This window comes from Paenibacillus crassostreae, from assembly GCF_001857945.1.
Taxonomy (GTDB): Bacteria; Bacillota; Bacilli; order Paenibacillales; family Paenibacillaceae; genus Paenibacillus_AQ; species Paenibacillus_AQ crassostreae.
This window is the reverse complement of sequence record NZ_CP017770.1, coordinates 1,857,061-1,878,602: the sequence shown is the minus strand read 5'-3', so window position 1 is coordinate 1,878,602 and position 21,542 is coordinate 1,857,061. Positions and strand designations below refer to the sequence as shown.

The 21,542-nt window shown below is 39.6% G+C and carries 18 protein-coding genes; 13 read left to right on the top strand and 5 right to left on the bottom strand.

All coding sequences use genetic code 11. The features are described from left to right. Window positions 1-79 precede the first annotated feature (79 nt). From LPB68_RS08895 to LPB68_RS08890, 3 genes are all read right to left on the bottom strand, one after another. A complete protein-coding gene (locus LPB68_RS08895) occupies window positions 80-409 on the bottom strand; it encodes a toprim domain-containing protein (RefSeq protein WP_068661395.1) in 330 nt (109 codons plus the stop codon). A gap of 181 nt (window positions 410-590) precedes the next feature. Continuing rightward, complete coding sequence (locus LPB68_RS23385; RefSeq protein WP_157756251.1) at window positions 591-752, bottom strand: hypothetical protein; 162 nt, start codon at window positions 750-752, stop codon at window positions 591-593. A gap of 106 nt (window positions 753-858) precedes the next feature. Beyond that, window positions 859-2,043 carry an MFS transporter gene (locus tag LPB68_RS08890; protein ID WP_068661394.1) on the bottom strand — a complete coding sequence of 395 codons (1,185 nt, stop codon included), beginning with the start codon at window positions 2,041-2,043 and terminating at the stop codon, window positions 859-861. A gap of 192 nt (window positions 2,044-2,235) precedes the next feature. On the opposite strand from LPB68_RS08890, the gene LPB68_RS08885 reads away from it, so the two are divergent. The 7 genes from LPB68_RS08885 (at window position 2,236) to LPB68_RS08855 (ending at window position 9,755) form a co-directional block, all read left to right on the top strand. Then, complete coding sequence (locus LPB68_RS08885; protein WP_068661393.1) at window positions 2,236-2,688, top strand: hypothetical protein; 453 nt, start codon at window positions 2,236-2,238, stop codon at window positions 2,686-2,688. Window positions 2,689-2,767: 79 nt separating this feature from the next. Beyond that, window positions 2,768-3,880 (top strand): transglutaminase domain-containing protein, encoded by a 1,113-nt coding sequence (locus LPB68_RS08880; protein ID WP_068661475.1) that lies wholly within the window; start codon window positions 2,768-2,770, stop codon window positions 3,878-3,880. Between the two features lie 167 nt (window positions 3,881-4,047). Then, window positions 4,048-4,347 carry a hypothetical protein gene (locus LPB68_RS08875; RefSeq protein ID WP_068661392.1) on the top strand — a complete coding sequence of 100 codons (300 nt, stop codon included), beginning with the start codon at window positions 4,048-4,050 and terminating at the stop codon, window positions 4,345-4,347. A gap of 299 nt (window positions 4,348-4,646) precedes the next feature. Then, complete coding sequence (locus LPB68_RS08870) at window positions 4,647-6,056, top strand: deoxyguanosinetriphosphate triphosphohydrolase family protein (RefSeq protein WP_068661391.1); 1,410 nt, start codon at window positions 4,647-4,649, stop codon at window positions 6,054-6,056. 232 nt (window positions 6,057-6,288) lie between these two features. After that, complete coding sequence (locus LPB68_RS08865) at window positions 6,289-6,696, top strand: hypothetical protein (protein ID WP_068661390.1); 408 nt, start codon at window positions 6,289-6,291, stop codon at window positions 6,694-6,696. Between the two features lie 17 nt (window positions 6,697-6,713). Continuing rightward, window positions 6,714-8,453, top strand: coding sequence for an ABC transporter ATP-binding protein (locus LPB68_RS08860; protein ID WP_068661389.1), 1,740 nt, complete (start codon window positions 6,714-6,716; stop codon window positions 8,451-8,453). 474 nt (window positions 8,454-8,927) lie between these two features. Further along, window positions 8,928-9,755, top strand: a complete 828-nt coding sequence (locus LPB68_RS08855; RefSeq protein WP_068661388.1) for a cell wall hydrolase — start codon at window positions 8,928-8,930, stop codon at window positions 9,753-9,755. A gap of 24 nt (window positions 9,756-9,779) precedes the next feature. Here LPB68_RS08855 and LPB68_RS08850 read toward each other — a convergent pair whose 3' ends face one another. Continuing rightward, a complete protein-coding gene (locus tag LPB68_RS08850) occupies window positions 9,780-10,940 on the bottom strand; it encodes an MGDG synthase family glycosyltransferase (RefSeq protein ID WP_068661387.1) in 1,161 nt (386 codons plus the stop codon). A gap of 306 nt (window positions 10,941-11,246) precedes the next feature. Here LPB68_RS08850 and LPB68_RS08845 point away from each other — a divergent pair, with 306 nt between their 5' ends. From LPB68_RS08845 to LPB68_RS22750, 4 genes are all read left to right on the top strand, one after another. Continuing rightward, window positions 11,247-11,825: a TetR/AcrR family transcriptional regulator gene (locus LPB68_RS08845; RefSeq protein WP_068661386.1), complete on the top strand. Its 579-nt coding sequence runs from the start codon at window positions 11,247-11,249 to the stop codon at window positions 11,823-11,825. A gap of 156 nt (window positions 11,826-11,981) precedes the next feature. Beyond that, entirely contained in the window at window positions 11,982-14,330 is a 2,349-nt protein-coding gene (locus tag LPB68_RS08840) for a YhgE/Pip domain-containing protein (RefSeq protein WP_068661385.1), read from the top strand. A gap of 226 nt (window positions 14,331-14,556) precedes the next feature. After that, window positions 14,557-19,155, top strand: coding sequence for a glutamate synthase large subunit (gltB, locus tag LPB68_RS08835; protein WP_068661384.1), 4,599 nt, complete (start codon window positions 14,557-14,559; stop codon window positions 19,153-19,155). Between the two features lie 223 nt (window positions 19,156-19,378). After that, window positions 19,379-19,525: a hypothetical protein gene (locus LPB68_RS22750; RefSeq protein WP_157756250.1), complete on the top strand. Its 147-nt coding sequence runs from the start codon at window positions 19,379-19,381 to the stop codon at window positions 19,523-19,525. 93 nt (window positions 19,526-19,618) lie between these two features. Here LPB68_RS22750 and LPB68_RS08830 read toward each other — a convergent pair whose 3' ends face one another. Next, the gene (locus LPB68_RS08830; RefSeq protein WP_068661383.1) at window positions 19,619-19,987 is read right to left on the bottom strand and encodes a helix-turn-helix domain-containing protein; all 369 of its coding nucleotides are present in this window, start codon (window positions 19,985-19,987) and stop codon (window positions 19,619-19,621) included. 233 nt (window positions 19,988-20,220) lie between these two features. On the opposite strand from LPB68_RS08830, the gene LPB68_RS08825 reads away from it, so the two are divergent. Both LPB68_RS08825 and LPB68_RS08820 read left to right on the top strand, forming a co-directional pair. Further along, window positions 20,221-20,631: a hypothetical protein gene (locus LPB68_RS08825; RefSeq protein WP_068661382.1), complete on the top strand. Its 411-nt coding sequence runs from the start codon at window positions 20,221-20,223 to the stop codon at window positions 20,629-20,631. 140 nt (window positions 20,632-20,771) lie between these two features. Next, window positions 20,772-21,533 (top strand): tyrosine-protein phosphatase, encoded by a 762-nt coding sequence (locus LPB68_RS08820; protein ID WP_068661381.1) that lies wholly within the window; start codon window positions 20,772-20,774, stop codon window positions 21,531-21,533. Window positions 21,534-21,542: the final 9 nt, after the last annotated feature.

The following is a 21,542-nucleotide window of genomic DNA, read 5'->3' as shown; positions in this document are numbered from 1 at the left end:
AGAATATAGGGAGGTAAGAAGTTTTTTTGTTTAAATACACTGATCGGGCTACTTACGAAGGTGACCACTATGGCGTATCCTAATAAATTATAAATTCATCTAAAGCAGCTTTTTCTAATTGGGCGATTAGATATTCATCCGGTGTACCTTCAACTCCTGCATATCCACGACGTGTGTATAGATGTTGGGCGTCTGGAAATGCGTCTCGTAATACACCACGTATTTTTTTGCCTGAACTGTCATTGTCCATAAATAAAAAGACCTCGTCATCGTGAATTCGATCACGTAAGCATTCCAACTTCACAGCGTTCAATGTGCCAAAGGTGCACAGAATGGTGATTTCTGATGACAATAGACGCCGTAACTTGATTCGATCATTCTTTCCTTCGACAACAATGTAGATCGACATGATCTATTCACCTCAATATTTGAGGAGATATTCCTCAGAATTCCCCGGGAAATGTTATTTTGTATCCAAGGGTAATTCTAGTGTATCTTTATTTGCCAGATTCATGCAAAGGGATTTTGAACGTGAATAGGTCCACCATCCATGATCATTAGTGGACCTTCATATCGTTTTAAATTTATTATTAATAGAAGCCAGGGAATGTACGTAAAATAATTACTAATAGAATAAAGAGAACTAAAACAATACCTGTTGACATTCCAACGCCACAAGAAACGGCTGGCATCACTTGTGGTGCTGGATTAGGATGAGAATTAGGACAACATGGTTGATTAGGATAACCCATTTGCTTACACCTCACTTTCAGGTGGTTATTTACCACATGGTATCCTATGTGAGTGAGGGCTAATGGATTGTGTATTGGCCTAGTGTCTTCCTTTTCGGGTCAAAGCCTATACAGCATCGGGATTAGTATGAGTATTAGGTGAATACAAAGATGTTGCATTCTGACGAGAGACCGGGATGATTAATAATCCAACCATTAAAATAATAAAAGCTATGAAATAGGGTGAAACATGGTCTCGAAATTGTCCGGAAGTAACAGGTCCTATGAATGAACCTAGAGACATAGCGATGGATTGAAAGGCAAATACTCTTCCTAAACGAGTTCCACCACTTAGCTTAATGAATAGTGAAGCCATAGCTGGGAAAATGATCCCTTTTGATGAACCTAATACAAAAAGAGAGACAGCTATTGGAATTTGTGGAAACGCAGCTAGACTAAAGAAACAACAAGCCATTAACAGGATCCCTATTACGACTCGTATATTAGGTGAGTAGCGATTTAGAAAGAGCAGAGAAAGAGTCAGAAGTGCTCCAACGCTGATGACAGAGAAAAGAAGACCTGTTGACATAATTCCCGATATATCTGTATTTCTTAGAGGTAGTTCAAAAAAGAGGATTCCTTGTGCACATGAGACGCTAAATGGGAGTATATAGTAACGTAAAGAGACAGATTCTAACCGCGGATGTGCGAAAGAACCGAATGGGATAGAATTTCCGGACCTTGCAGTAGAATCTTTTGATGTTTTAAATGTTGAAGGCACACTGAAAATAGCCATAATACCTGTTGCAATAAGTAACCAACCAAGACTCTGGAACGTCAAGGAGTAACCTGCTTTGGCAACAATAAAAGCGCCAGCCGCAGGGGAAACAACAGAAGCTAATGTATGAATAACTCCGTGACCTGACATGTATTTCCCTTGAGTGACAGGATCTTGAGATAAGGATGCTAGTAATGCAAGGCAAGCTGGAGAAAGAAAGGCTAATACAAATCCACTTAATGCACGTAGTAGGAGTAGCTGCCATGGGAATTGAACATGTGCTTGCAGAAGGAGAATAGCCCCAGCAGATAATAGACTAAAGATGATATAGCGACGGCTTCCATGACGATCAATCACCTTGCCTGCAATAATGTTCCCTGGTAGGTGGGTCAGTGCATAAATACCTACCATCCAACCGATGAAGACTGGAGCCGCACCAAGTGATATGGCAAAAGGGGTAAGAATGGGGTACTGAGCATGTAGGTCGAAGAAAGCTAAAAAGAGAAATAAGTAAAGCCAGAAAGCCGTTTTCACATCATCACTCCATTCATCTTATCTATACTACTTGTACGCAGATAAAGATTGAAACAGAACTGCATCATCCTTTTTTTGTCCTAGAAGGGTTAGGCTGACAGAGTATCTGGGAATAATGTATAATAAATGAATGGTCTTTCTAGTTTTACAAGAATGGTCATTAAGTTTAGTAGATGGGAGTGCTATGAATTAATGAACGTAGAGGTATGGACTGATTTTTTACAGCAAAATTGGTTGGTAATTGTCATCGCTCTCGTGGTGCTCTTTATCGTTCTCAATCTAGTCAAGACGATGGTGAAATGGGTGCTTGCGATTGTTATTGTGGCAGGATTACTTATTTATAGTGGCGTCTCGCTTGAAAAGATCGGAGAAGTTGTTACTACGGTAAAAGATGAGACGGTGGATACCATCAAGAGTGAAGCGATAAATGTGATGTTAAAGGAAGCAAAGGATGCAAAGTACATCAAAAACACAGATGGTACGTACACCGTATCTACACCTAATGTGAGCTTGGTTGGAGAGATAGGTACAGAAACGGTAGAAGTGACTTTCAAGGGAATACCTGTTGGTGAATGGAAGGTTAATGATTCGATCATTACATTTATTGAGATCGCCCAAAGTAATGAATCAACCACATCTAAGTAGATTGTCCATCCCTGGATTTCAATAAAGGGGAGATTAATACGTGTTCTACACATGGTTTCAAAGTTTTCAAGATTTTAACATGGTTACGATGATCTTAGTATGTATTCTTGTAGTATCGTTATTCCAAGGTTGGCGTAGAGGGGCTTCGAATTCAGTAGGTAGATTGTTATCATTACTTCGTAGCGTTGTGCTTACACTTCTTGGACTAGTAATTTCGATCCCCTTTACGATATGGATGTCACCCCTGGTACAAGGATGGTTGGCAGATTATAGTGCAACATTATCTAACGAAAACTTGAGCAAATGGTCGCAAGTCTACTATACAGTGATAACTTCAATGGCAGATTTTCCATTAATGCGGTTTGCAGTTCTTTTTATTGTCAATTATTCTATTATTAGACTGTTATTCAGTGTGTTGATCTTCTTACTCCCATCTTGGAAGATATCTTTATTCTCCAGTGGTGAAGGGAAATCTTCTAGCATGCTTAGTCGCTTAACGGGTATGGGGTTTGGCGGATTAATGGGGGCTACACGTTGTATTGTCGTCGTTGCTATTCTTTTCATTTATGTTACCTTATATCCAGCAAGTGCCTTTAGTCGTCATGTTGAGGCTTCGCCTGTCTATCAGGATGGCGCTCAAATGATTATAGTTCCTTTATCGGGAGATTTGGTTAAAGAGAAACTTCCGGTCTTCACGAAAGCTGTGGAACAAGAATTGAATGGTATTCTGCAACGAAGATATGAGGTTATTGATAGTGTCATCTCAGAAGATATCGCACAAGCAGCGATTCAGATTACGGAAAAGGCTGAGAGCGAAGAAGAGAAAGCACGGCTATTATATGATTGGGTGGGTTCGCGAGTATCCTATGATTATAATAAAGTAGATGACTATGAACAAAAAGGAATATGGCATGAACAGACACCGCAGGATACCTTTGATACGAAGCTTGGTGTGTGTATCGACTATGCAAGGTTGTATGCAGTGATGGCTCGATCTGTAGATATCGAAGTAAAAGTAGTTACTGGCCTTGGTTATAACGGTCAAGGTGGTTATGGACCTCACGCATGGAATGAAGTGTATTTAACCAATACCGATGAGTGGGTCCCACTGGATCCGACATGGGCACAAAGTGGGAACTGGTTCAATCCTCCGAAGTTTGCAGAGACGCATATTGAAGAACAGATATTGTAAAATTCATTTAATGAAAGCGGGTTTCCTTAGAGGGGGAATTCGCTTTTTTTTTCATATATAAGAAAGTGTAAGTTTCACTTGGTACTCTATTTCTTGTATATTTACATAGGATATCAATCGGCATATAGTGAGAGTAGATGAATAAAGATTAGAGGGAGGTGACCTTGATGAGGAGAAAGAAGTCATTATTACTTTTAGGTCTGGCTTTACTTTTGATGGTATCTTTAACGGGATGTGTTCCGGGTGATGGGAAGAACACCGTTGAGTATCCAGCAGGATTCTTCTGGGGAGTATGGCATGGCTGGATTGCACCGATCTCATTAATTGTAGGATTCTTCAAGGAAGATATTCGCATCTACGAAATATACAATAGTGGTTGGTGGTACGATCTTGGGTTCTACATAGCTATAATTAGTGGCTTTGGTGGAATTTCATTATCACGTAAAAAGAAGAAAGAACGGCACTAGGTAGACCAACATTAACGCTATAAAATTGAATCATAGAAAAGGCGTAGCTGAACTAGCTTCGCCTTTTTCTATGATTAATTGATACAAAATTCGTCCAGATCGATTTTTCGTGTGGTCTATTCTTATACATCATGTAAAAAATCGCATATAATATAATCAATTTCATAATTACGCAAACCTATCTAGATGTAACTATATATTGTTCATATTTAAGCTGCATAGGCGATTATGAATTTGATTCAAGAGCATAATAATGAGATATAAACTCACATGGATGATGGAGTAAGGAGAGACCAACTATGACAATTAATGAGAAAAGAGAACATCGACAACATCCCGAGCAGACGAAACTAGATGCTTCACGAGCTACTTTTGAACGAGATTATTCAAGACTCATACACTCTCCGACATTTCGTAGACTACAAGGTAAATCCCAAGTATTCGGTGCAGGAACCGGTGATTATTATCGGACACGATTGACTCATTCGCTTGAAGTGGCACAAATTGCCCGGGAAGCTGCGAAAAGTTTAGTTCGCTCTTATCCCGAGGTGATGCTAGAACTTGCAGATAATCCAGGCTTAGTGATTGATCCAGAAGTGGTTGAATGTGCCTCGATTGCACATGACTTTGGACATCCACCATTCGGACATAAAGGCGAAGAGATACTGGATGGGATTCTCGAACGATTCATCGATAAGAAAGTGAAAGAGGCAACGAGAGGGAAACATGCCTCACCAGAGCATTTAATAAAAGTACGTAGCGGTCTAAAAAACAAATATGAACATTTCGAGGGAAATGCGCATAATTTCCGATTAATTATGTTCCTAGAGAAAAGAGAGAATATAGACGGTCTAAATTTATCTGATGCGGTATTACTAGGTATTAATAAATACCCTTACCCAGGTGCTGTGCTCAAAAAGGGACTGTATCAACATGAATGGGAGTATATCTCAGGGATCCGCAAGGACTGGGGAATTCCTGATAGCAAAAAGACGTTAGAGGCTCAGCTTATGGATTTATGCGATGACATTGCCTATTCATCACATGATTTAGAGGACGGAATTAAGGCGGGTAAAATAGAAGTTCATGAGCATTTCCTATTTGATCCGTATATAATTCGGCTGATCGTAGAGAAAGTTACGACGCTTGAAGATGGGATTTGGGAAGGATGGACCAAGGAACAAATCCAACCGAAGGTTGAAGAAGTGTTATCTTCTTTTTTGCATGTATGGAAAGATAAGATGCCGATATGTGAGAATGACTTCTCACGCACAAGACGTGAAGTGAAAGCGTATTGGGTGAGTCTATTCGTGAGTAATCTAGGTGTGATCACGGATGGGAATTGGAAAAAAGTCACTTTCGTGAAAGAGAATGTCGAGAATGAGGATATGTTGCGTACAGTGAGTGTACTTAAAAGCTTTGCTTGGGTAACCATGATTAAGGATTTACGGGTACAGCGGTTGCAAAAAAGAAGTGAATGGATCATTCATCGTCTCTGGGATGCTTTTGTGGATCCTGAAACATCCAAATCAATCATTCCATCCGATTGGTTGCAACGCTTAGAACGAGATCAATTAAAGGATAAACCGATGTGGACATGGGAACATATGGTGATTGATTATATCGCAGGTATGACAGATGCTTTTGCCGAGAAAATATACAATGAATTGTATGGACTTAAGGTTGGATCAATTTATGATCTAGATTAATGGATATGAACATCCTAAATATAGTTATCATATTGTCTAACATAAAAGAGTGAATGGTCAAAAAGCAGGTTAAGGTGGTTAATCCTTGATCTGCTTTTTAATGTTATTAGCAGAAGTCAGAACATTATCTTCAAGTTACAAAAAAGTATATATAGACATATTATGTGAAAGTGATTATAATACCATCTATATGGATGGTATGTAGATGGTATATAGATGGTAATTAAATGAAATGGAGGTGATTCATATTTCGGAGTCAGAAAAAGTAACGATTAACCTAGGAGCGGTGGATTTAGGTCAGATTGATTTATTAGTGGATCAAGGATTTTATTCTAATCGCACTGATTTTATTCGCCAGTCGATCCGGCAACAACTAACAGTTCATTCTGCAGAAATAAAACAAATGACAACAGATAAGTATACCGTGTTTGGAGTAGTTAAATTTAATATAGATGAGTTAGAAGGGTTGAAACAGGGGAATAGGGAAGTAGATATCAGGTTGATTGGTACGCTGATCATCGCCGAGGATGTCCCTCTTGAGTTAGTACAAGAAACATTTACGAGTGTTAAAGTATTTGGAATAATTAAAGCGCGACCAGACATCAAGAGTTATTTGCAGACTTTGCGCGATCATTCCTAAGAAGAGGAGGTTCGAACATGAGTCAAGGTAAAACGCTCAAAAGGCTTTTCTTTTATATGAAAAGACAAAGGTTATTATATGTAGGGTTGATAATCACAATGTTAATTGGGGTCACTTTAGATCTATGGATGGCATGGTTCCTGTCGAATGTCGCCAATGCCGCATCGACTGGAGAAGTGGAGAAATGGCCATTCTTCATCATTATGGGGATCACTGTACTAATCTTATTAGGATTGAATTCTTATTTGGATCATTACTGGAAAACCAAAGTTTCTGTTAATATTCGAAAGGATATGCGAGTCGATACGATGGAACAATTACTTAAGGTGAGTGTCGCATATCGGGATGATAATCATTCCGGTGAGCTATTATCTCGTATAACAATGGATAATCAAGCAGTTGGTGATGGATGTGGTCATACCCTTATGTCGCTAATTAAGAATCCAATCCTTATTATAGCTTCATTTATATATTTGATGTTGATCCATTGGCAGTTAGCTTTAATCTGTCTAGCTATCGGCCCTATGACTGTTTTGCTCGGGAGCGTATTCGGTAAATGGATGCGAAACAATTCTGGTCAACTTCAGGAAACGTTAGGTCGTCTATCGGCTTTTTTGCAGGATGTTCTTGGAGGAACTTCAGTTGTAAAAACATTTGGTTTAGAGCGTAAACTACTAAATAAATTTAGTGGACAAAATTCTACACTGGTAACATTGGAAACTAGTGGAGGTAAGATCCAAGGGGCAGCGTCGTCAATCTCAACTGTTTTTGGTAATCTCACTTTTTTGATTGCTATTCTAGTTGCAGCATTCTGGGTTGCTGAAGGATCTTTAGAGATTGGGGCAATGCTTGCTTTCATACAATTGATGAATTATTTAGTTGGTCCTTTTATGCAGCTTCCTGGAGAATGGGCTTCTTTTCAAAAGTCGTTAGGGAGTGCTGACCGTATATTTTCTTTACTGGATGCACCAACTGAAGTTGACACGCTACCTCAAGAAGGAAAGGCCAATAAGGCATTCCGTAGTTTAAATATGAGTGACGTTACCTTTGAATATTCAAGTCAGGGTAATCCTATTCTTAATTCTGTAAATCTTCAGGCAGACGCCGGTGAGGTTATCGCGATTGTGGGACCTAGTGGGGGAGGGAAATCTACATTATTCAGACTGTTACTGGGGTTCTATCCCATTACACTGGGTGAGTTGTCAATTGATGGTAGGAAACTTACAGATATGTCCTTACAGCAATTGAGAGGATACTTTGCCTATGTGCCTCAAGAGAATCATCTCTTCACAGGTACGATTCGGGATAATATTGCTGATGGAAATGTGGATGCTTCGGAAGATGAGATTATAGCCGCCGCTAGGAGCGCCAATGCATATGACTTCATTATGCAGATGGAAGATGGCATGGATACTGAGATTGGTGAGCAGGGAATTCGCTTATCTGGTGGGCAGAAACAGCGAATCTCCATTGCCCGTGCTATATTAAGGGACGCCCCCGTATTATTACTTGATGAAGCTACTGCTGCACTAGATAATGAAAGTGAACGGCTTGTGCAGGATGCATTATCTAGGTTGATGACAGGGCGTACCACGTTGGTTATTGCACATCGGTTGTCAACGATTACGCATGCAGATCGAATACTAGTGATGGTGAACGGCAGCATTGAGGAAAGCGGCAGTCATGCAGAACTTATGCAACAGGGAACAAAATACTATCAACTCTACACTACACAATTGCAAAAAGAATTTATTTAAGTTGCTAATTATCGCTGTTAAGAGAGATTTATCAGAATTTGGAGCCTATTTTATTAGGGCAAAAAAATATTTTCACTGCATCCTTTCACGCTTTTGTCACAAATAATAGGCTGAATGAAAGATGACTCAAAGCCTTGATATTACTCACTTTTTAATAGAAACGTTTCTACTAGATTTATTAAGAATAAGGGTAAACGATAGGAACGTTTGCTCTTATTTTTGACTTGGGAGACTTGAGGAATGTAATTGAAACAGTTATAATCACAAAGGTAGTACGTGAATACCGGCCCCACATTTGAGTAAATTAGTATTTTATCTACGAGTGTTTTAGACGTGAGCGTCTATGAATAATAGAGTAGATCGTTTCCCAATAGTAACAAGCATGTTTCGAAAATTGCTAGAATGGTTATTAAAACCTATGTTTTCGGTTACATAGTAGGGGAGTGCCGGAATTTTAGGAGGTAAGAGGTAAATATGAATATGATTAGACAAAACCGCTGGATTGCACTGTTGATTGGTGTTATTCTAGTGTGTTTCTCTGCGATAAGTTTTATGATGCAGGTTAAACAAGATAAGGATGAGGGGAAAACGTATAGGCAGTTTACGATCAAGGATACAGAAGAGTATATGTTTAAGCCGATGTTAGCGGTTTCATTTGAAGATAAGGAAACCTTCTACTCTTCGATTAGTAAAGATAAGAAGTCTTTGCTCACTGACACGAAGGATCTAGAAGTAGATAGTACTTTGATGAATAAATCTGTAAAGACGGATGAAGTCACAGAAATTAAAGCAGTTACAGAAGTTACGGAAAAATCCGAAGATATGCATGAAGTAAATATGGTTAATACTCAGCTCATCCCCCCAAATGTAATATTCTTTACTCGGACGCAGATGTTAAGTCAGAACGAGCAAGAACAATCGACTTGGCAATACGCTGTTACTGATAAAGAACTGCTTATGCTTCGCAAAATCGTGATGGCAGAGGCAGAAGGCGAACCGTACGAAGGTAAGATAGCAGTTACGAATGTTGTCTTAAATAGGCTGCGGTCAGCTAATTTTCCCAATACAATTGATAAGGTGATCCATCAGAAATACCAATTCAGTCCTGTGGCAAATGGTCGATTTGATCGTGTTGTGCCAAACGAGGATGCGATTCATGCTGTGAATGAAGCGTTAAATGGGCGCAAAGAAGTTAGTGACGATACATATTATTTCTTATCGTTACAGTTAGCTGATGATTTGACAGTCCATCATACGCGTACTTTTAGTAGAACGATTGGGAACCATTCATTCTATAAGTAGAGTTCCACAGTGAGTATAGAAGTATTATGGATTGACGGCCATTCTAGTAGTAGATTGACTATGTAATTGACCATTAACGATATCTATGACGGTTTGTGCACAGTGATGTGGTTGAAGGTAGGGCTCATGATGTGTAACCTGTTGTCTTTGTGATTCAACTTGATCATAGTGGTGGGTTAGAAGTTGGAACCATTGATGAACTACATAGGGAGTGTGCATCGTTTCAGCAAACCCTCGATGAACGAAAAATTCACTATTCTGCTCTTCTTGTCCTGGGATGGCTTGAAAGAATAACATAGGTATCCCTTTGGCTAGTCCCTCTGTACACGTCATTCCGCCAGGTTTTGTGATCAATAGATCAGATACATCCATTAACTTGTCAATTTGACGAGTGTATCCCAGAATCTTGATATGAGGATGATTAAATATTGGATTCTCTTTCATTTTGTCTAAAAGTTTAATATTGCTTCCCAAACAGAAAATAAGCTGGATACGGTCTGCCCATGATGCTAGCTGACGAAGTAGGTCGGGTTTCAATGTCAAGCCCCACCCTCCGCCCATGATTAATACAGTAGGCATATTTTGTAGTTTCAATTCTTGTCGAAGTTGATCTTTATTCCCCCTCACCCAGAATTTAGGATGAACGGGGATACCTGTTGTTTGGATATTAGAAGACTGTACACCACGTTCAATAAGTAGGTTTTTCACTCTGGGTGAGGATGCCAAATAGTGACTTACTTCTGGACTAATCCATGTTCCATGTACATCGTAATCTGTAATCAGGGTGATGAGAGGAATTTCCATTCCCTGTTGTCTTAATCTTGAGATGACACTATTGGGTATTGGATGAGTGCATATAATAATGTCAGGTTGTAGCCGTGAGATCACTTGAGCAGCGTGTGTGTAGAAAATACGGTGAAGAGCAAGCTTCGTGACACTATTTAATGATTTGTTATATCTGTTTCTATAGAGTAAGCCTACAAGACTTGGTGAAGTACTAACTGTCTTACGGTATGTAGATAATATCAAAGGTCCGATCGTTGGATTTAGAAAGTTACCAAGCTCAATTACTCTGCATTGCAAATGAGGTTGAAGTTTTCTCATTCCATCTGCCAAGGAGCGAGCCGCTTGGGTATGCCCTGTTCCGAATCCTTCGGATAATAGAAGTACTCTGTATGTTCTCATTTATTCACCATCTCTTCTTATTCGTTAATGTTCTCAACGGATCACCGATATTGATAATTATGTATATATTGTAAGTTAGATGCACTGAATAATGAATAGACTATAGTCCATTCTTCTTCCTAGGCTTTAGGTGGGGATATGTAATGGTTTGTTAAGAATAATAATAATATTTAGTTTGAATAGTTGAAATTTAAAATACATATGGATTTTAAATGAAAAACATGATAAAGTAATGAATGACTTATTGACCATATGAGAATATCAGTCAGTTTCTGATAGGATATTATATTTAGAAGGAGGGATGATATGGCTGTAATGGATCGTCGTAAGCAAGTGCTTACTGCTGCAGCACAATCTTTTGCAAATTTCGGGTACAAGGCAACAACGATGGATCAGGTTGCTAAGATGGCGAATGTTGGTAAGGGTACGATCTATACCTTTTTTGCTAATAAGGAAGAACTATTTGATGAGATTTTGCATGGTGTTATTATCGAAATGAAGAATATTGCAGATCGGGAGATTAGTCGTGATAAGTCTTTTTTTGATAATTTGTACAGAGTATTGGATAGTTTGTTAGAGTTTCGTGGAGAACATGAATTATTAATTAAGCTATCGCATGAATTCCACGATTTCGGAACGCCACAAGTATTAGAAGCACTTGATAAAGTAGAGAATGTTGTTCTGGAATATATAGAACATGAATTGAACATCGCTTTGGAGAATAAGGAGATTAAACCTTGTGATCCTCAAATTGTGTCCGTGGTACTAAAGAAATTGTATATTACACTATCCACGGAAATTAGTAAGTATCGTGCGCCATTAAGTAAGGAAGAAATAAAGCAGTATTTTCGTTTGTTCCTGTCTGATGGGCTAGAGGAAAAATAACCAAATATTTAGCTAAAAAGGACTTCCTTTGAAAGTGGTGCTTTATAAAAAGAAGTAAGCATCGCGATATAAAAGAGAAGTTTTTATTTACCCACACTTGACCGGATGAGGAATTAAGTCACAATGTATTTGTAACCAAGAGGAGAGAAACTGATAATGAAATCAATATCTGTTTTTTCAAAAGATATAGGTGCTGCTGTTAAAAATCGAACACTTCTAATATCTATGATCGCAATTCTATTTATCCCCGTGATGTATAGCGGTATGTTTTTAGGTGCTTTTTGGGATCCCTATGGCAAAATGGATGATCTACCCGTTGCTGTAGTGAATACAGATTTAGGGGCATCCTATGAAAGTAAGTCGCTACACGTAGGTGATGAGTTAATTGAGGAATTGAAAAATACCGATGGCTTCAAATGGGAATTCGTCAGCTTGGAAGCAGCGAAAGAGGGTATGAATAATAATAAATATTATATGACGATCCTGATTCCAGAGGACTTTTCTGCTAAAGCTACAACATTGTTGAATGAGCAACCAAAGCCTGCTGAGATTATTTTTCAACCAAACGAAGGTTATAATTTCCTAGCATCACAGATTGGTAGTACGGCGGTAGAACAAATTAGAGCAAAAGTCTCTGCGAAAGTCACTGAAGTGTACACAGAGACATTATTTGATCAGATTGAAACAGTATCTACAGGGTTTAGTGATGCTGGAACTGGAGCTAATGAAATAACAGAAGGTGCTGTTAAATTAGATGACGGAGCACTATTATTGAAAGAGAACTTATCTAAATTAGCCAATGGTGCATTGAAGTTACAAGATGGAATTCAGCCACTGTCCCAAGGTGTCAATGATCTTGGAGAAGGTGCGACACAACTCAAGAACGGATCTTCAACTCTTGCTGATGGACTTGCCGAATTGTTAGCTGCTGAGAAACAGCTAGAAGATGGTACAGTACAGGCTCAACATGGTACGACACAATTGCAAACAGGTCTTACTTCATCAGCAGAAGGTAGTGCCAAGATCATGGCTGGCTTACAATCTTCCGTGGACGGTACTTCGCAACTGGAAGTGGGTCTTCAATCCACGGTTGGGGGAACGGCTCAATTGCAGAGTGGACTTGAAACTTCTGCAGATGGAAGTGCTGAACTTGCAGCGGGATTACTAGATGCCGTTAGCGGTAGTCAACAAGTGGCGACAGGAGCGTCTAGTGTAGCCCAAGGGCTGAAGACATTAGTAGAATCGAGTCCCGAACTTGCTCAGAATACGGAAATACAGAAATTGTTAGCTGCGAGTCAAGCTGTAGCAGAAGGTAGTAACAAACTTCATCAAGGACAAGAACAATTAGCACAAGGTGCTACTCAATTAAACGAAGGACAAACACAGTTGGTACTGGGAGCAACTGAACTTCATACAGGTGTAACACAACTTCATACAGGTGCGAGTGCATTGAATGTAGGTGCGCAGCAATTACTCCAAGGTAGTACTGAACTGTATCAAGGACAGCAGAAACTTGTAGAGGGTGCTAATCAATTAGAAGCAGGGCAATTGCAATTAGCTGAAGGCTTACAATTGTTTGGATCTAAGATGGGAGATGCCGTCTCGGGTAGTCAACAATTAGCTGGAGGTGCAGAAAAGATTGCTACTGGATCTGATCAGCTTGTTGGAGGTATGAGCCAATTAGATGGCGGTGTAATTACCATTGCTGATGGATCGAAGCAGCTAAGTGATGGTGCTGGTGAATTAAAAGATGGGCTTGTTCAGCTAAAGGATGGTTCAGAAGAATTGGGAACCAAGCTAAATGAAGCAGCAGATCAGACTGGTGAAGTGAAGGGGACTGAGGAAACATATAATATGTTCGCCGACCCAGTGGTTGTTGCAGAAGAAAAAATGAACGAGGTACCTAACTACGGTACGGGCTTTACACCATATTTTCTATCACTTGGTCTATTCGTTGGTGCACTTATTACAACGATTGTCATCCCTATTAAAGGGTCTAGTGTTTCCAATGCATCTGGATTAAATCGATTTGTAAGTAGGACGTTAACATTTAGTAGTATTGGTTTACTTCAAGCGCTGTTAGCGGCAACATTAGTGCTGTACGCTCTGGGACTTGAAGTACAAAATGTACCCATGTTCTACTTGTTCAGTATTATAACAAGTCTAACATTTATGTTCTTAGTTCAGACATTCGTGACATGGATGGATCAACCAGGACGATTTGTAATTATTATCATTCTGATTTTACAGCTTACAACAAGCGCTGGTACATTCCCGGTCGAACTTCTTCCAGGTTGGTTGAAAGTACTAAATCCATTGTTCCCAATGACATATAGTGTTCAAGGTTATAAAGCAGTTATCTCAACAGGTGATTATGGAATGATGTGGTCCCACATCGGTATCATGTGTATATTTGGAGCGGCATTCCTGATTGCGACATTCTTGTATTTCATAATGAAAAGACATAACGCCAGTATACAAGAAGATGAATTCTTAACATCATAATAATGGAAATGATTGCATAAGACACTTCGATTCTGAGGTGTCTTTATTTTTTATAAAATATTTTTTTTATCGGAATCATAAAAACAATTAGATTGTTCAGCAATTTGTATGGTGATAAAATAATAAAACCAAAATGGAAATATCTTTTAAAGGGAATATTTTCAATTTAATGGTAACGGATTTGATTCATCATGAATCATGATTTCATACAGAGAGGTTGCTGACGATGAGACATACAGTGCTCCCTCCTAAACAGGGACTTTATGATCCACAGCATGAGAAAGATGCTTGTGGAATGGGATTTGTAGCTAATATTAAAGGTAAGGTCTCTCACGAAATTGTGAGTCAAGGATTGACTATGCTAGTCAATATGGAGCATAGAGGTGGGCAGGGAAGTGAACCTAATTCTGGCGATGGAGCTGGAATTATGCTGCAGATTCCTCACCGTTTTTTTGTAAAAGAAGCAACCCAGTTAGGATTTGTGCTTCCAGAGCTAGGTCAATATGGTGTCGGGATGATGTTTCTCTCCCAAGATCAGAAAATTCGAGAAGCTCATGAGAATGCGCTGAAGGATATTATTGAAGAAGAAGGCCAGGTTTGTCTGGGCTTCCGTGATGTTCCTACCGTTGATGATACTTTGGGCCAATCCGCTAAGGCTGCTAAACCTTTTGTACGCCAAGTGTTTATTGGTCGGAATAGTGCATTACAGGATGAGATGGCTTTTGAACGAAAACTGTATGTGATTGGACGACGTATGGAATTAGCAACACGTTATAGTGGTGATAAGGACGGGGAAAGCTTCTATCTCTCCAGTCTATCCTGCCGGAAAATCGTGTATAAGGGTATGCTTACGACGATTCAGGTAGGTCAATTCTATGTGGACTTACAAGATGAATCCGTTGAATCTGCGATTGCATTAATCCATTCACGTTTCAGTACGAATACTTTCCCAAGCTGGGAGCGTGCCCACCCCTATCGCTATATGATTCACAATGGAGAGATTAACACACTACGTGGAAATGTGAATTGGATGCATGCACGTCAGTCGCTATTTGAAAGTGATGTGTTCGGTGATGATTTGGAGAAGGTGAAACCTATTATCAATCCTGACGGTTCAGATACGGCAATGTTTGATAATACGTTTGAGTTCTTGTATTTGAGTGGACGCTCATTACCTCATGTTGCCATGATGATGGTTCCAGAGCCTTGGAATAATCACGATACCATGGATGACACGCGAAAAGCCTTCTATGAGTACCACAGTACACTTATGGAACCCTGGGATGGCCCAGCTGCAATGGGATTCTCCGATGGAATTCAGATTGGAGCCATGCTTGATCGGAATGGACTACGTCCAGCTCGTTATTATGTTACGAAGAATGATCTGATTGTTCTATCTTCTGAAGCAGGGGTATTAGATATACCAGCGGAAGATATTCTTTATAAAGATCGCCTTCGTCCAGGACGGATGTTGTTGGTCGATACGAAGGAAGGTAGAATCATCTCCGATGAGGAAGTCAAAGCTGGTATCGCTGCTGAGAAACCATATCGTAAATGGTTGGATGAGCAACTAGTTAATCTGGATGAATTACCGGACGCACCTGAGCTTCCAAATCCGAAACATGATAATGTCCAACAATTGCAACAATCTTTTGGATATACCTATGAAGAGTTACGGAAGGTCTTGGAGCCAATGGCATCTACTGGAGCGGAGAACATTGCTTCCATGGGTTATGATGCACCATTAGCTGTTTTCTCTGAACGGCCGCAGCGTCTATATAATTATTTCAAACAAATGTTTGCACAAGTCACGAATCCACCGATCGATGCTATTCGTGAAGAAATCGTTACCTCAACCGCTACAACGATTGGTCCAGAACGTAATTTGCTACAACCAGAACCGGAAAGTTGCCGTCAGATTCGATTGGACTCACCTGTTCTTTCTAATGAGGATTTTGCCAAAATCCGCCATGTGCACCGCCCTGGATTCAAGTCAATGACGATACCGATACTCTTTCCTGCTTCGGATGGAGCGGAGGGTATGCGTGAAGCTTTAAATATCCTTTGTGAAGCAGCAGATCGCGTAATCGCTAAAGGACATAATATTCTAATCTTATCCGACCGAGGTGTGGATAAGGATAATGTAGCTATTCCTGCGCTACTTGCTGTATCTTGTCTCCATCATCATCTCATCAATCAGGGGACACGTACCAAGGTAAGTATCCTACTTGAATCTGGTGAACCTCGTGAAGTACATCATTATGCTCTTCTTCTAGGCTATGGAGTTAGTGCAGTCAATCCATATCTTGCCTTCGAAAGTTTAGACGATATGATTAATCAAGGTATGTTACGGGGAATCACGCATGAGAAAGCTGTAAATAATTACATCAAAGCGGCTACGAAGAGCGTCGTCAAAGTGCTATCGAAAATGGGGATATCGACGATTCAATCTTATCGTGGTGCTCAAATATTTGAAGCTGTAGGGCTAAATACGGAATTTGTGGATCGATACTTTACCCGCACACCATCACGGATCGAGGGTATTGGTCTGGAAGAAGTAGCAAAGGAAACATTGGTTCATCATAATCGAGCATTCACGGATAAGGACGGGAATGATAAAGAATTAGATTCTGGTGGTGATTATCAATGGCGTAAGGATGGGGAAGAACATCTCTTCAACCCACAGACGATACATTTGCTACAACAATCCGTTCGCACGAATGATTATGCACTCTATAAAAAATATGCACGTTTAGTACAAGGCGAGAATGAACAACGTCTGACGATTCGTTCACTGTTAGAGTTGAAGCCAGTAGGCAAGGCTATTCCTTTGGAAGAAGTAGAATCAGTGCAATCTATTATGAGAAGATTTAAGACAGGTGCGATGTCATTTGGTTCGATAAGTAAGGAAGCGCATGAGAGCATGGCTATTGCTATGAATCGTATCGGAGGAAAGAGCAATACCGGCGAGGGTGGAGAAGATCCTGCTCGTTATATTCCGGATGCTAATGGCGATTCTAGACGGAGTGCTATCAAACAGGTTGCATCTGGACGTTTCGGTGTAACGTCCAATTATCTTGTAAATGCTGATGAGATTCAGATCAAGATGGCTCAAGGAGCGAAGCCAGGTGAAGGGGGTCAACTTCCAGGTCGTAAAGTGTATCCTTGGGTAGCGGAAGTTCGTGGATCTACACCAGGTGTAGGTCTAATCTCTCCACCACCACATCATGATATTTATTCGATTGAAGATTTAGCAGAGTTGATATATGACCTTAAGAATGCAAATCCACGTGCAAGTATTAATGTGAAGCTCGTATCAGAAGTTGGAGTAGGTACGATTGCTGCAGGTGTAGCTAAGGGTCGTGCTGATATTATCCTTGTTAGTGGATATGACGGGGGTACAGGAGCATCACCTCAAGGCTCCATCCGCCATGCGGGACTTCCTTGGGAACTAGGGCTAGCAGAGACCCATCAGACACTTATACTGAACAATCTACGTGATCGTGTAGTACTTGAAACAGATGGTAAGATGTTGAGTGGACGTGATTTAGCTGTTGCTGCATTATTGGGAGCAGAAGAATATGGATTTGCAACGGCTCCTTTGGTGGCCCTCGGTTGTATTATGATGCGAGTATGTCACATGGATACCTGTCCTGTAGGTGTGGCAACTCAGAATCCAGAACTACGTAAGAATTTCATGGGTGATCCAGATCATGTAGTTAACTTTATGACATTTATTGCTGAGGATTTACGTGAAATTATGGCTGAGTTAGGTTTCCGTACCATTCAAGAGATGGTTGGTCGTACAGATTGCTTAGATGCGATTAAGGCTACGGGTCATTGGAAGAAGGAAGGAATAGACCTTTCGGTTCTTCTTCATTCTCCGCAACTACCAGAAGATAGCACAAGCTATAATAGTAAGACTCAGAATCATGGTTTAGATGAAACACTAGATATGCAACAGTTGTTAAAACTAGCAGCACCTTCACTAGAGAATGGTACAGTAGTGGAAGCTGTTCTTCCAATCACCAACGTCAACCGTGCAGTAGGTACAATCTTAGGAAGTGAGATAACACGTAAGTACGGAGCTGCTGGTCTGCCTGATGATACTATTCAGTTTACATTTGAGGGAACTGCAGGACAAAGCTTTGGTGCATTCGTTCCTAAGGGATTGAGCTTAACGGTTGTGGGAGACTCGAATGACTATGTAGGTAAAGGTCTTTCTGGGGGGAAACTCATTGTGAAGCCATCACCGAAGTCTACATTTAAAGCGGAAGAGAATATCATCATCGGCAACACGGCATTCTATGGCGCAACAAGTGGTGAAGCTTATATTCGTGGTATTGCTGGTGAACGCTTTGCTGTTCGTAACTCTGGAGTTAAAGTCGTTGTTGAAGGGGTTGGCGATCACGGCTGTGAATATATGACGGGAGGGCGTGTAGTCGTTCTAGGTGGTACGGGACGTAACTTCGGTGCAGGGATGTCTGGCGGTATCGCTTATGTATACGACCCAGAGGTTACCTTTATTGAACGTTGTAACTTAGAAATGGTGCTTCTCGAACGAGTTGAAGATACCAAGGAAGCAGCGGATTTACGTGGCATGATTATGAAACATGTCTCTAGTACGGATAGTACTATTGGACAATGGGTACTAGATCATTGGACGGAGTGTTTGAGTAAATTTGTAAGAGTGATTCCGAAGGATTACAAAAAGATGACACAGATGATTGAGAAAGTGCATGCCAAGGGACTAACAGGTGATGAAGCACTTCTAGCAGCTTTTGAAGCAAATATGCGTGAGCTTACTCGTATAGGTGGCAACTAAAATAGGATTGATTACACTCTTCTTACTTATAAGGACCTAATGGGGAACCTTGTAAGTAAGTTTTTTTTATTCGACAAAATAAGAACCCTAAACGAAGGGAATTAACCCACAAGACGACAACAATTGAAAAATAAGTATTATATAATATGAATTATTAAGTTAGGTAGTAAGAAAACTGTGGTCTGTGATATTAAATAGAATTGAGTAGAAAGAGGTATCTTAGATGAAAGGAAACAAAGAAGTGCGAAATGAGGCCCGGTTAAATCTAGGGATACCGGAGAAAGTGGATTTGGATATTATTAAAATTATGGAACAATGCAGCATTCAAACCGATAAGTGGAAAGAATACATAAGAGTAGAACAAAAGTAAGTATGTTTCATCAGGTCACATGAACTGTTAACATAGAAACGCCTTTGCCTCAAAAGTTTTTGGGCCAAGGCGTTTCTATTTATATGCAGGAGTCTACTTCAGCGTTCGTTCCATACGAACAAAAGCAATAAACCGTTTAGCTTCATCCTCCGAAAGACTACGTCCATCAATCGTTAGATTGAATTTATCCAACAGTTTGTTATCTGATAGTTCTAGATTGTCTACAAAGTCACGAACACCTTCATCCATAGATAAGTCTGACTGATTTGTTCTACCGATAAGGTAATCGATGGATACATTGAATGCGTCAGCGAGTTTAGTTAGTATCTCAAAATCTGGCTTTCTTCGATTCTTCTCGTAATGAGAGAGAGAAGCTCTTGTTATACCGATGGATCGCGAGAGCTCTTCCTGTGTCCAGCCTTGAGCCTCTCTTAATTGAGCAATACGATTCTCATGATTCATGAATTAGCCTCCTGTTAAAATCCTATGTCTATGAATTCTACTAGTAATTTATTAAGTAAGTGAGTGATATAAAATTTAAGTCTTGACATGATACGTTCTGTATCGTAAATTAAGTAAAGTAGATACTTAAAGTATCATCGAGTAGGTGTGTAGATACTAAATGTATCAGTAATATATTACCCGCATAGTTTATTTCTAAACATTAACCACTTTTTTTGAAAAGGAATGAAACTATGAAACCCAACATTCATGATTGGGCTAATCTCACTTTAAACGCACATCTCTATATTAGAGAGGTTAGAGGCGTAAAGGTGAACAGCAAGCGTCGTCCCATATTCTTAATGGAATTAGGCGATAATACCATTGGCTTCTTAAGTGATCTAGATCTGCCCATGTTCTCCTATGTAGTATATGGATTTGAAATTGAAAACAATACTTCTAAGGTTATCCTTACAGGCAATCTTATAGCCAAAGGAATATATGAGCATAGATTTCAATATCGGGTTGATTTTCATAACGCTAAAGAAAACCAATTGTATAATAAGTCTCTTTTGAAAAAAATGTTGATCCATTTAGATTATTTCTTAACCTCTAAACATAAACAAACAATCCATAAGCATAAATATATTAATGTATTTTTTTAATTTCGTAAATGACTATAGTGAATACACTTTCATTTATTCTACTATAAATCATTACAAAGTGTCATTAGTTCTAGATATTCATTAATATTAATACAAATCTTAATGAACTTAGGTGATCATAATATTGAGGATGATGATAAATGATTGATATCCACTGCCATATCCTACCTGGCGTTGATGATGGACCCCCAACACTGCAACAGTCGATTGAACTTTCAGAAATGGCAGTGTCATCTGGAATATCAACTATTATTGCTACTCCACATCATCTGAATGGAAGGTATACTACACCTTCAGAAGTCGTTAAAAAAGCCGTCGATCAGTTAAATTTGGAACTATCACAGCGTCAGATATCGCTACAGATAAAGTATGGGCAAGAAGTTCACGTTCATCCTTTAATTATTCATGAATTGTATCAAGGTAAACTTTGCACACTTGCGAATAGTAGGTATATGTTACTAGAACTTCCCTTCAAGCGCGTACCAGTCTATTTCAACGATGTACTCCACGAATTGAAGATAAATCATATCACACCGATTATTGCCCATCCTGAACGAAATGCCGAAATCGTGCATTCCCCCAGATTGGTTGATCAATTAATCAAGCAAGGTGTTCTATTTCAAATTACTGCTCACTCAATTACAGGACTTTTCGGAAGAAAAGTTCAGAAGTGGTGTTTCCATTTATGTAAGAAGAATTATTTACATTTCATTTCATCTGATGCCCATCATGTCATACGAAGGAACTTTGCATTGAAGGAATCTTACGCTACCATCGGTAAAATATTCGGGAATGCACTTGTGAATGATTTGAAATTGAATGCACAACTTGTAGTAGAGAATCTGCCAATAGTTACTAAAGAAGATGAAAAGGTAAAACGTAGCTCGTTGTTATGGCGCTGAGCTTTTAAA